Raw genomic sequence first — 11,895 nt, 5'->3', positions numbered from 1 at the left:
CTCGTAGAGTCCCTTGTTTACGAGTTGGGGGCACTCTACATCGGCACCCATGAAACTCAGCCTACCGTTTGTCAAAAAGCACCCCTGTGTGGCCGTTGTTCGCCTGTCCGGCGCCATTGGTATGGCCGGTCGCGGTTCCCTCAACGACACCTCTCTGGCCCCGGTTCTTGAGAAGGCGTTTCGCAAAGGAAAGCCTGTAGCTGTCGCGCTCGAGATCAACTCTCCGGGCGGGTCGCCTGTGCAAAGCTCTTTGATTGGCGCACGTATCCGGCGATTGTCGGAAGAGCTGGACGTGCCCGTGATCGGGTTTGTTGAAGACGTTGCGGCGTCAGGCGGCTATTGGCTGGCGGCTGCTGCGGATGAAATCTGGGCCGACGACAGTTCGGTTCTCGGGTCGATCGGAGTTATTTCGGCCGGGTTCGGCGCGCATGTCTTTTTGGCGCGGCAGGGATTTGAACGGCGTGTCCATACAGCTGGCAAGTCGAAATCGATGCTGGATCCCTTCTCGCCGGAAAAGAAAGAGGATGTGGCGCGCCTGCAAGGGCTGTTGGGCGACATCCACGAAAACTTCACAGCGCATGTCAAAGCCCGCCGAGGCAACAAGCTGGATCAAACCGCCGATCTGTTTACGGGTGAAATCTGGCTGGCGCGTCATGCGCAGGAGCTGGGTTTGATCGACGGCATCGCCCATCTGAAACCCAAGATGCAGGAACGCTTTGGCGACAAGGTCAAGTTCCGCCGGTATGGCGTGCGCAAACCGATCTGGTCGCGTTTCGGGGCCAGCCTGGCACAGGATGCCATTGCCGGATTAGAGGAGCGGGCGGCCTACGCGCGTTTCGGTTTGTGAAGTGATCATCAAGGTTGTCACACTTTTTCTGATTGGCATGGGCGTCTTGGCGATGTTTGGCAAACTGCGCTTTCCGGGGCAAAAGAAACTGAGCTCGGCCAAGTGTCCACGCTGCGGGCGGTTTCGCATAGGTAAAGGCCCCTGTGCCTGCGAAAAAGGGGGCCGGACTTGATCACCACATGGCTGCTGTCTGGTCTTGGCCTGTTGATCCTGCTGCTGGCAGGCGATGCCTTGGTGCGTGGTGCTGTGAATCTGAGCCTGCGTCTCGGCGTCCCGGCGCTGATCGTCAGCCTGACGATTGTAGCCTTTGGTACGTCGGCACCCGAGTTGCTTATTGCGATCAGCGCGTTGAAAGAGAACGCGCCCGGTATCGCGCTGGGCAACGTTGTCGGATCGAACACGGCCAACATCCTGTTGGTTCTTGGCCTGCCCGCATTGCTGGCAACGATTCACACCAGTGAATGCAACAGCCGCAGGAACTATGTGTTCATGCTGATGGCGACGGTTCTGTTCATCGGGCTGGCTTTTTGCGGCACGTTCACCGTCTTCAGTGGCCTGATCCTGCTGGCGGCTTTGGGTCTGGTTCTTACGAATGCCTTTCGTGAGGCAAAGGCACATCGCAAGGCCTGTGGTGAGGCATGCGCGGAGGATGACGAACTGGAAGGTCTGGAAGAAGCTGACCCGGACATGCCCTACTGGAAGGTATCGATTTACCTGATCCTGGGCCTGGTGGGACTTCCGATGGGTGCCCATTTGCTGGTGGACAACGCGACCACGATTGCGAAAACTTATGGAGTCAGCGAAACGGTCATCGGCCTGACCCTTATCGCGGTAGGAACCTCTTTGCCCGAACTTGCGACGACGCTTATGGCCGCACTGCGCAGACAAGCCGATGTCGCGCTGGGTAACGTGATCGGTTCGAACATGTTCAACCTTCTGGCCATCATCGGGATCGCAACCTGGTTTGGTCGCATACCAGTTACCCCAGAGTTCTTGCGGTTCGACTTGTGGGTCATGCTGGGCGCATCGCTGCTTCTGGTTCCGTTTGTGTTCCTCAAACAGGACATCTCGCGCGTCTGGGGGTTGGTGTTGACTTTTCTTTATGTGCTTTATGTCACCGTATTGCTGGTGTGATCTGACAAAACGAGGTGAAGCATGACCCGAGCTTTAGTGACCGGTGCCGGTATTCGTCTGGGCCGGGCCATGGCGCTGTATCTGGCGGGTCGTGGTTTTGATGTGGCCGTGCACTACGCCTCGTCCGAAGGCCCGGCGCAGGAGACAGCGGCAGAGGTGCAGGCGCTTGGCCGTCAATCCGTGGCCCTGCAGACCGATCTGCTGGACGAGGCTCAGGTTCAGGCGCTGTTGCCCAAAGCGGCAGAGGCGCTGGGCGGGCCGATCACCTGTCTGGTGAACAACGCGTCGATCTTTGAATATGACAACATCCGCACGGCAACCCGGCAAAGCTGGGATCGACATCTCGACAGCAACCTGCGTGCGCCCTTTGTTCTGACGCAGGCAATGGCGGATCAGGGGCTGAGCGTTGGCGCAGATGAAAATGGCGAACCGCTCGCAACCGGCCTTATCGTCAACATGGTGGACATGCGAGTGCGTAAATTGACGCCCGAGTTCATGTCATACACCATCGCGAAAATGGGTCTGTGGACGCTGACCCGAACGGCGGCGCAGGCATTGTCTCCGACGATCCGCGTCAACGCGATCGGGCCGGGTCCAACGATGCAGGGTCACCGCCAAAGCGAAGAACATTTTCAGGCACAGCGTTCCAATACCGTGTTGGAGCGGGGGTCCAACCTGTCTGACATAACTGCCGCGCTTGGGTATTTTCTGGATGCACACGCGGTTACCGGGCAGCTTTTATGTGTGGATGGTGGTCAGCATCTGGGTTGGAAAACTCCGGATGTTTTGGGCGTAGAATAAGCAATTTTGCTGCAAGTTTTGCACCGCTCTCAATTGTGTTACATGCGCGTTACAAAATTGTCTTTTTTTTCATACACTTGCTAAGTATGTAAAAAAATATCATTTAAAAACAAGTATTTAAATTGTTGCCTAATTTTTGTGCAAGTAAGGGAAGAGGCAAGGAAACAAGGGGATTTTCGATTTTCCGAAAACTTATCTTCACACTTATCCACAGAAACCGTGGATTTGTTTACTCTTGATCTGAGTGGCGTGAGATTGCAGCCATTGTCAGAGAATCATATCTCAGGGTCATGACTATCGACAGCGAATCGTCCCTTTCCGGCTATGCCTGCATTCAGCGCCATGTAAAAACGCTGGACAGTTCTCCGGGTGTTTACCGCATGCTCGATGCCGACAGCCGGGTTCTGTACGTCGGAAAAGCTCGAAACCTCAAGGCACGGGTGTCGAATTACACACGTCCGGGTCATTCGGGTCGGATCGAAAAGATGATCGCCGCGACGGCTTCGATGATGTTTTTGACCACGCGAACCGAGACCGAGGCATTGCTGCTGGAGCAGAACCTGATCAAGCAGCTCAAGCCGAAATACAATGTATTGTTGCGGGATGACAAAAGCTTTCCGAACATACTGGTCGCCAAGGATCATGACTTTCCGCAGATCAAGAAACACCGCGGGGCGAAGAAGGAAAAAGGAGCCTATTTCGGTCCCTTTGCCAGCGCAGGTGCGGTGAACCGGACATTGAATCAATTGCAAAAAGCGTTCCTGCTGCGCAACTGCTCGGATTCGATGTTCGACAGCCGAACACGGCCTTGCCTGCTGTATCAGATCAAGCGTTGCTCCGGGCCGTGTGTTGGCCTGATCTCGGAGGAGGATTACCGTGAAAGCGTGAAGGATGCTGAACGCTTCCTGTCGGGTCGCTCGACCAAGGTACAGGAGGAGCTGGCCGAGCAGATGATGGCTGCGTCCGAGGCGATGGAGTTCGAACGCGCCGCCGGTCTGCGTGACCGTATCCGGGCGCTGACGCAGGTGCAGACCTCTCAGGGTATCAACCCGCGCGGTGTTGCTGAGGCGGACGTGATCGGCCTTTACATGGACAGCGGTCAGGCCTGTGTGCAGGTGTTTTTCATCCGTGCGAACCAGAACTGGGGCAACAAGGATTTCTATCCGCGCGTCGGGCCGGATGTTTCATCTGCCGAAGTGATGGAGGCCTTTCTGGGTCAGTTCTACGACAACAAGGAACCGCCGCGACAGTTGATCCTGTCGGACGGAATCGAAAACGTTGATCTGATGCAGCAGGCGTTGGCTGAAAAAGCCGGGCGCAAGGTCGAAATCCTTGTGCCGCGACGTGGCGAAAAACATGAACTGGTTGCCGGCGCTTTGCGCAACGCACGCGAGGCTCTGGCCCGCCGCATGTCGGAAAGCGCCACGCAGGCAAAGCTGTTGCGCGGGCTGGCCGAGGCGTTCGAACTGGACGGTCCGCCGGGTCGGATTGAGGTCTACGACAACTCTCACATTCAAGGCACCAACGCGGTTGGCGGCATGATCGTAGCGGGCCCAGAGGGGTTCATGAAAAACGCCTACCGCAAGTTCAACATTCGCGGAGATGACCTCACACCGGGTGACGACTTTGGCATGATGAAAGAGGTACTGAACCGTCGTTTCACCAGATTGCAAAAGGAAGACCCGGATCGCGACAAAGGGCTGTGGCCTGACCTGCTGCTGATTGATGGCGGTGCCGGGCAGGTAAGCGCCGTGCATGAGATCATGGTCGAACATGGGGTCGAAGACATTTCCATGGTCGGCGTCGCCAAAGGGGTCGACCGCGATCACGGCAAGGAAGAGTTTCACCGGATCGGCCAGCGCCCATTTGCGCTGAAACGAAACGATCCGGTACTGTATTTCATTCAACGCTTAAGGGATGAGGCGCACCGGTTTGCCATCGGCACCCATCGCGCAAAGCGGGCAAAGGCCGTAGGTGCGACACCGCTGGACGAGATCCCCGGTGTCGGGGCGGCACGCAAACGTGCTCTGCTGGCTCATTTCGGCAGCGCCAAAGCCGTCAGCCGGGCCAATCTGGCCGATCTGAAAGCGGTCGAAGGGATCTCGGCCGGTTTGGCGCAGAAGGTTTACGACTTCTTTCACGACAAGGTCTAGGCACGCCGACCCCGCCACAGGATATAGAGGCCCGAGACAACGATCAGCGCGCTGCCGATCCACATGGTAGGGTCCAGGCTTTCACCGAACACTGCCACACCCAACCCGATGCCGAACAATAGTCGGGTGTACCGGAACGGGGTCACGGCAGACACTTCGCCCGTGCGCATGGCCTTCATCAGCGACGCATAAGCCATTACCCCCATCAGCACCGCCCCGGTTAGGTGCAGGCTTGTGTGCACGCTGAGTGAGACCATCGGCGCGCCCTCCCAAAACCGACAGGCCACGCCGGCCACGATGATGCTGAGGAAGCCGTAAAACCCTAGGACTTCGGTTCCAAGCGTGGCAGGTGCTGCGCGGCTGGCCAGATCACGTCCGGCAAATCCCAGCATTCCCAGCACTGCCAGTATCGACAGCAGCGAAAAACTGTCTCCGGTGGGTTGCAGGATGACGACGACGCCGATCATGCCGACAAAGATAGCGCTCCAACGCCGCCAACCGACTGTCTCGCCAAAGAACAACGCGGCGCCTGCAACAACGACCAGAGGCGTGGCTTGCAGAATCACCGTAGCCGAGGACAAAGGGCTCAGAGCAATGGCCAGAACGTAAAACAATCGACCAAAGACCTCGAAAAGTACTCGAATTTTCATCGGGCGGGACAGAACGTCAGGGTGCAGCAACCGATGCCCGCGCGCCAAAGCCACCGCAGCAAATATCACGGACCCACCCACACCAAAAAGAACCAGAACCTGCCATATCGGGAGTGCGGCTGAGGCGGCTTTCAGCAACGCATCCTCCAGCGCAAAGCCCGCCATCGCGGTGATCATCCAGAGGCTGCCGATCATGTTTGATCGGGCGTCGGTTTGAATATGCGCTGTCATCTGGTACTTTCTGGTTCGGCTTGCGCGGCAATCTGACCGCAAAGCCGGGAAAGGCCAAGAGGTTCTGTTCTGAGACGCCAGGCCTGCGGCGCTTTGACCAAGCGTTTGTGAGTGATGAAGTTTTTTGCCTGATTGGCTTTTCTGTTCCGGACCAGCAATATAGGGTCCAAGCCATGAAGTGGAATTTACCCAATCTCCTGACTGTGCTGCGCCTGCTGGCCGCGCCCGGACTGGCTGTTATGTTTTTGTATTTCACCCGTCCCTATGCGGACTGGTTTGCACTGATCCTGTTTCTGTCAGCGGCGATTACCGATTGGTTCGATGGGTATCTGGCCCGCGCATGGAAGCAGGAGACCAAAATCGGAGCGATGCTGGATCCGATCGCCGACAAGGCCATGGTGGTGATCGCGCTTATGATCCTTGTGGGCTATTCGACCGAGCACTGGACACCGTGGCTTGTTCTTCCTGCAACCGTGATCCTGTTTCGTGAAGTTTTTGTGTCGGGCCTGCGGGAATACTTGGGCGATGTGGCCGGCACGCTCAAAGTCACCAAACTGGCCAAATGGAAGACCACGGCCCAGATGGTCGCCATCGCAGTTCTGTTTTCGCAGGGTATCTTTGAGCACTATGCCGTGATGGCGAGTTTTGGTATGGATGCCGAGCTGGTCGAGCAAATCATTGCGGGTCAGGTCGAAGACGTGAACCACCTGCGCTTGAATGTCGATGGCATGTACTGGGCTGGTCAGGTTGGGCTGTGGCTGTTGTGGATCGCCGCAACGCTAACATTGATCACCGGCTATGATTATCTACGTAAAGCCATGCCTCATCTGAAGGAGAGCTAACCGATGGATGTTCTTTATTTCGCATGGGTGCGCGAACGCATCGGCTTGCCAAAAGAAAAGGTCGAAACGCAAGCGGCCACAGTTAGCGACCTGGTGGCTGAACTGAGCGCTCGGGAAGACCGCTACGCCGCGGCGTTTGCCGATTTGTCCGCCCTTCGCGTCGCGTTGGATCAAGAGCTGTCGGAATTCGATGCTTCGCTGGCAGGAGTTCGGGAAGTTGCGTTTTTCCCACCGATGACGGGCGGTTGAACGATGCGGATCGCGGTTCAGGAAGAGGCATTTGATCTGGGGGCAGAGGCCAATGCTTTTGCCGCCGGGGATGATTCCAACGGGGCCATCGTTACTTTCACCGGCGTTGTGCGCGACCTTGCAAGCGGTGATCTGGATGTGATGGAGATCGAGCATTATCCGGGTATGACCGAGCGCGCCCTGACCAAGATCGCCCAAGAGGCCAAGGATCGTTGGTCGTTGGGCGATGTGCTGGTGATTCATCGTCATGGACGTCTGGCACCGGGCGACAAGATCATGATGGTGGCCACGGCGGCACCGCACCGCAAGGATGCGTTTGAAGCGGCGGAGTATCTGATGGATTATCTGAAATCGCGTGCGCCGTTCTGGAAGAAAGAAATCACCCGTTCCGGCGCGGAATGGGTCGCGGCCAAAGAACAGGACGAAGACGCGTTGACCCGCTGGTAGTGCGGCGCGACCGCCGTGGTGGCTTGTTGACCCGAGCGGGTTCAATTCTCATCCAGACACTGGTTCGCGAATCTGCACCAAATCCGTGAAAAATGGATCGGTAGGATTGCGGCTTGCACTACGGATTGAGTTGCTAAGGCCTTGCGAAACAGACAATTCATTCGGACAAAGCCCGGCCCCGATCAGCGGTGCGTATGCCCGGCAGATGATCGATAAACTCTGGATCGTCCACTATGCCGTGTCGCTTGGTCGCCATTGCAGTCTGGTTTTCCGGATGGGAACCGAAGCTTTGATGCAAACGTCCTTCCGTCTGGAAGGGGCGCAATTGGCGCGTTGTAGGAATTGCGCAGGGGATGGCGTGTTCTGGCCGTCGGTTGGCCTGGAAGACCCCGAAGACCCGTTCGCAGATTTGGCACAGGTCTTGTGAGACGACCGGAAAGACGGTCGTTCAGTCGGCGTTGTTGATCCGCCCGCGCATTTCCTCGGCCTCTTGCCGCGCGGCGCGCAGGCCGTCCATGGCTGCGGCCAGTTCTGCCTCTGTCTGGGTCAGCTGATTGGTCAACTCGGCTTCGCGTTGCTGAAGGTAGGTTATGGCCTGATCGCGGGTTTCTTCCGCTTCGTGCAGTTCCTGGCTCATGCGATCCAGATCAGCAACGTCGCTTTGGCGGACGCGGGACAGGCGGTGGGCCAGCCAGTTGGCAAACCAGCCCATGCAGAAGGCCGCAAACAGAATGACGGCAGTGGCGATGATGAATTCGGTTCTGTTCAACTTACTGGTCCTCTGCATCCGCATCTGGTGCGGTCGTGTCGGTCTGATCCGCCTCGGGCGGGTTAGTCTCGGCCTCGAGCGCTTCGAGACCTGTTTCGGAGGCCTCGACTGGTTCGGGGCGGATCAGCCGGAACTCGATCCGCCGGTTTTCCTCGCGGCCTTCTTCGGTGTCGTTATCCGCAATGGGCTGTGTTTCACCGTATCCCACGGCAGTGTAGCTGCTGGTGGGAATGCGCCGCCCGCGCAGCTCGTTCAGAATGGATTGAGCCCGTGCCTGGCTGAGCTGCTGGTTCATCTCTTCGCGGCCCTGGCTGTCGGTATGGCCTTGTATTTCCATACGGATCGGTCCGCAGTCGCGCAGGATATCCGCGATCTGGTTCACGGCATCGCGCGAGTCGGACGCAATCGTTGCCGATCCGGGTTCGAAAGCAATTTTGCTGACAGTCTGAACTTCGGCGATCTGCGCTTCGCAGACTTCAGGATCGGGCAGAGCATCTTCGGGTTCTGGCGGTGGCTGATAAGTGATCGTCAGGGTGAATTCCTGCCCCTCTCCCAGCTTGTCCGACAGCTGACCCGCAATACGGGCCTTGGCATCTTCTTCATGGCTGAGGCCAGTCAGTTCGACTGTGTCCGGCGTCACGGTCAAGGCGCCGTTGTGAAGTTGTGCCAACGCCTCAAGGCCAGCGAGAACACGCACCGGCCAATCTGCCGGAAGCCCCGGCACGATGCGGGTTGCTGTATAGACCTGGTCCGAGCCAAAAGCCGCGCGGGCATAGCTGTCGACCATATCCCGCAAGGTTTCATCCCCCAGGCGCCCTCGCAGTTGCACCAGCCCTTCGGGACTGCGGGTCGCCGAGAACTCTATGGGTCCGGCCTGTTCGCTGGTTTCGGGTTCCGGCATAACAGCGTGCAGGGCAAAGACCTGAGGCAACGCTGTTTCAAGTTCGCCCACAATTCGGTCGAACATGGCTGGATCGGTGCCTTGCGCCGCAACCAATGTAATGTCGGCATCCGACATTGTGACCGAGCCTTTGCCGATTCTGGCAAGCGCCTGAATGCTCTTCTCGGCTGCTTCGGGCCAACGCGGTGAGGGCTCACCCAGACCGATGGTACAGGAATATGGCCCTGACAGTCCGGCTTCGCGCGCGGCGGTCACGATCCGGTCGCGGGCTTTTTCATCCTGTGCCGAGCAGGCATCAAATTGCCCACCTTCTTCGTTGATCAGATAACGCAGCGTAAAAGGTGTGATGACGGGCCGGGGGGCCGAAATCGCCAGCCCGATCCGCAGGCTGGGCGGTGCGGCGCGAGTCAGATCTTGTTCGAGACGTTGTTTTTCCTGTTGGCTGTCCGCAATGGCGGTGATTTTGACCAAATCCGCACTTGCGGAAATTTTGGCGCGAGGCAGGCTGGCCAAAGCCTCGATGGCATAGGATATCGCTGCATCCCAACCGTCGGGCTTGGGGTAATCTGCCGTTTCCATCAGGTCCGAGACCGCGATGTTGCGGTCGAGATTGCTCAGCCGTCTGATCAGGTCATCCCTGTCTTCACTGGCGGGGATCAAACCGATGATCGAGATACCGTGATCATTGCGCAGAATTTCTGCTGAAAAGCGTGGTGACGCCAGGGCAGAAGTCGCTTCAACCTCCATTTCATCGATCACGCGGGACGCATCGACCTCGGTTCCGGCTGCTGTCAGCGCGTTAAAGCGGGTCGCCTCATCCGGTGCAGTTCCGGTCAGGACCACGCGCAAGCCATGGGATTCAACCTCGGCCCAGTCATGGCCTTTGAGATCAAGCGACCGGCGCACAGCGAATTCCGAAGTCTCTTCGATCTTTGTAACGGCATAGCTGGCTGCCAAAAGCGACAGCCCGGCTGACACAAGAAAGATCAGGGAAACAACGATAAAATACGGCAGACGCATATTTGGGCTCGACACTCCTCAGGCGGTTGGGCCGATCTTTACAGGCCCCGTTCAGCAGGTGCAATCAGAGCAACAGGGCAACGCAGAGGAAGATCAGCGGAATCAAGCCAGTGTCGCGGTTGACCCTGAACAATTGCAACAGCCTGGCATTGTCTTCGATGTCCAGCGCGCGGAGTTGCCACATCATGTGCCAGCCCATTGCCCAAGGCCCACAGAGCGCAACGCCCAATGCCAGCATCGAGGCATCCGGCACCCCTGCATCGACGATGGCCAGTCCCATCAGCGACACCGTCGCCACCAAAAAGTACTTCAGCCACCTCGCTGTATCGGCTCCGAACAGCCGGGCGGTTGACTTGATGCCGATCAGTTCGTCATCCTCGGCATCCTGATGCGCATAGATGGTGTCGTAGAACAGGGTCCACGCGATTCCAGACAGGTAAAGAGTCACTGCAGGCCATCCCACGGAACCGCTATGCGCCGCCCAGGCCAGAAGGGCGCCCCAGTTGAAAGCCAACCCCAGGAACACCTGAGGCCACCAGGTAAACCGTTTGGCAAACGGATAGATCGTCACTGGCAACAGGGACAGTACGCCCATGGCAATGGCCGCCTGATTGAAACTGAGGAGGATGCCCAACGCCAGAATGCACTGCAGGACCATCCACGCCGCGGCCTGCCGAACACTGACCTGACCCGAAGGGATCGGGCGCGAGCGTGTGCGTTCGACCTGCCCGTCGAAATCCCGGTCCGTAATGTCATTCCAGGTGCAACCTGCGCCCCGCATCAGAAAGGCTCCGAATGCGCATCCTATGGCGATCCACAGATCTTCCCAACGCGGCCGACCGTCGTGCAGGATGGCCAGCGCCAGCCCCCACCAGCACGGAATCAGCAACAGCCATGTCCCGATAGGCCGGTCCGCGCGGCTGAGGCGCAGGTAGGGGCGGGCAAAGGCCGGGGCACGGGTGTCAACCCAGTTGCCGGTGACGGCATCAGCGACTTGACCATCTGGTGTTGGGGCATTGCCTTGCATATGTAAGGTCTCATGAGTGCGAAGATCAGACTGTATGTAGAGCAGCCCTTGGGTCAGGGGCAATCGGTTCCTTTGACGCGCGACCAGGCGCATTACCTCTTTGGTGTCATGCGCCTTGCGGTCAAAGGGCAGATCGCCCTGTTCAACGGGCAGGACGGAGAGTGGTTGGCCGAAGTCTCGGAGGCGGGAAAACGCGGAGGAACGCTGACCTGCCTTGAGCAGACGAAACCGTTGCAGTTGCCGCCCGATCTTTGGTTCCTGTTTGCACCGATAAAAAAGGCCCGCACTGATTTCATCGTGGAAAAAGCCGCGGAAATGGGCGCGGCGCGTATCATGCCGGTGCAGACCGAGTTCACAAATTCCGAACGTATCCGGCAAGACCGCTTGCAGGCCCATGCCGTCGAGGCGGCCGAGCAATGCGGCGGAACCTTCGTGCCCGAGGTCGCCGATTTGCAGCGGTTGGATCGGCTGTTGGATGCATGGCCCGAAGATCGGCAACTGATGTTCTGCAACGAAGCTGAGGTTGGATCGGCCTTGCGATTGGCCGCCAATGAAAAAGGTTACCCGTGGGCGATTCTTATCGGCCCGGAAGGCGGGTTTTCTGACAAGGAACGCGCGCGTTTGACAGGGTTGCCATTCGCGCATGTCGTCAGTCTTGGTCCGCGTATCCTGCGGGCCGACACGGCGGCAGTCGCTGCACTGACCATGTGGCAGCAGGCGCTGGGGGATTGGGCGTAATGTGGCGCGCAGCGCTACAGAAGGATGTTCCAGAAGTTCAGCGGTTTTTGCGCCTCCACCTCCAAAGCTCGATGTTTCCTTTGGGC

At 58.1% G+C, this 11,895-nt stretch carries 13 protein-coding genes; 9 read left to right on the top strand and 4 right to left on the bottom strand.

Going from position 1 to position 11,895, the window contains the following annotated elements; genetic code table 11:
• Positions 1-49: 49 nt before the first annotated feature.
• The 4 genes from D1823_RS12730 (at position 50) to uvrC (ending at position 4,935) form a co-directional block, all read left to right on the top strand.
• Positions 50-847, top strand: coding sequence for a S49 family peptidase (locus tag D1823_RS12730; protein ID WP_117870553.1), 798 nt, complete (start codon positions 50-52; stop codon positions 845-847).
• A 171-nt stretch (positions 848-1,018) separates the two neighbouring features.
• Complete coding sequence (locus D1823_RS12725; protein ID WP_117872883.1) at positions 1,019-1,981, top strand: calcium/sodium antiporter; 963 nt, start codon at positions 1,019-1,021, stop codon at positions 1,979-1,981.
• A gap of 21 nt (positions 1,982-2,002) precedes the next feature.
• On the top strand, positions 2,003-2,782 hold the full coding sequence (locus D1823_RS12720; protein WP_117870551.1) for an SDR family oxidoreductase: 780 nt from the start codon (positions 2,003-2,005) through the stop codon (positions 2,780-2,782).
• A 290-nt stretch (positions 2,783-3,072) separates the two neighbouring features.
• Positions 3,073-4,935, top strand: coding sequence for an excinuclease ABC subunit UvrC (gene uvrC / locus D1823_RS12715; protein WP_117870548.1), 1,863 nt, complete (start codon positions 3,073-3,075; stop codon positions 4,933-4,935).
• Here the strand turns inward: uvrC and D1823_RS12710 are convergent.
• On the bottom strand, positions 4,932-5,816 hold the full coding sequence (locus tag D1823_RS12710; RefSeq protein WP_117870545.1) for a DMT family transporter: 885 nt from the start codon (positions 5,814-5,816) through the stop codon (positions 4,932-4,934). The two genes, uvrC and D1823_RS12710, sit on opposite strands and share 4 nt — an antisense overlap.
• A 173-nt stretch (positions 5,817-5,989) precedes the next feature.
• Here D1823_RS12710 and pgsA point away from each other — a divergent pair, with 173 nt between their 5' ends.
• From pgsA to D1823_RS12690, 4 genes are all read left to right on the top strand, one after another.
• The gene (pgsA, locus tag D1823_RS12705) at positions 5,990-6,658 is read left to right on the top strand and encodes a CDP-diacylglycerol--glycerol-3-phosphate 3-phosphatidyltransferase (protein WP_117872882.1); all 669 of its coding nucleotides are present in this window, start codon (positions 5,990-5,992) and stop codon (positions 6,656-6,658) included.
• A 3-nt stretch (positions 6,659-6,661) separates the two neighbouring features.
• On the top strand, positions 6,662-6,907 hold the full coding sequence (moaD, locus tag D1823_RS12700; protein ID WP_117870542.1) for a molybdopterin converting factor subunit 1: 246 nt from the start codon (positions 6,662-6,664) through the stop codon (positions 6,905-6,907).
• 3 nt (positions 6,908-6,910) lie between these two features.
• Positions 6,911-7,354 carry a molybdenum cofactor biosynthesis protein MoaE gene (locus D1823_RS12695; RefSeq protein WP_117870539.1) on the top strand — a complete coding sequence of 148 codons (444 nt, stop codon included), beginning with the start codon at positions 6,911-6,913 and terminating at the stop codon, positions 7,352-7,354.
• A gap of 205 nt (positions 7,355-7,559) precedes the next feature.
• A complete protein-coding gene (locus tag D1823_RS12690) occupies positions 7,560-7,781 on the top strand; it encodes a hypothetical protein (RefSeq protein ID WP_162896831.1) in 222 nt (73 codons plus the stop codon).
• Positions 7,782-7,802: 21 nt separating this feature from the next.
• Here the strand turns inward: D1823_RS12690 and D1823_RS12685 are convergent, their stop codons facing one another.
• From D1823_RS12685 to ubiA, 3 genes are all read right to left on the bottom strand, one after another.
• On the bottom strand, positions 7,803-8,123 hold the full coding sequence (locus tag D1823_RS12685) for a hypothetical protein (protein WP_117870533.1): 321 nt from the start codon (positions 8,121-8,123) through the stop codon (positions 7,803-7,805).
• 1 nt (position 8,124) lies between these two features.
• Positions 8,125-10,044, bottom strand: a complete 1,920-nt coding sequence (locus tag D1823_RS12680) for an OmpA family protein (protein ID WP_117870530.1) — start codon at positions 10,042-10,044, stop codon at positions 8,125-8,127.
• A gap of 64 nt (positions 10,045-10,108) precedes the next feature.
• Complete coding sequence (ubiA, locus tag D1823_RS12675; protein ID WP_117870527.1) at positions 10,109-11,071, bottom strand: 4-hydroxybenzoate octaprenyltransferase; 963 nt, start codon at positions 11,069-11,071, stop codon at positions 10,109-10,111.
• 12 nt (positions 11,072-11,083) lie between these two features.
• Here ubiA and D1823_RS12670 point away from each other — a divergent pair, with 12 nt between their 5' ends.
• Positions 11,084-11,809 (top strand): 16S rRNA (uracil(1498)-N(3))-methyltransferase, encoded by a 726-nt coding sequence (locus D1823_RS12670; protein WP_117870524.1) that lies wholly within the window; start codon positions 11,084-11,086, stop codon positions 11,807-11,809.
• Positions 11,810-11,895: the final 86 nt, after the last annotated feature.

Origin of the sequence: Ruegeria sp. AD91A (assembly GCF_003443535.1) — a bacterium.
Lineage (GTDB): Bacteria > Pseudomonadota > Alphaproteobacteria > Rhodobacterales > Rhodobacteraceae > Ruegeria.
This window is presented reverse-complemented; position numbering and strand designations above follow the sequence as displayed.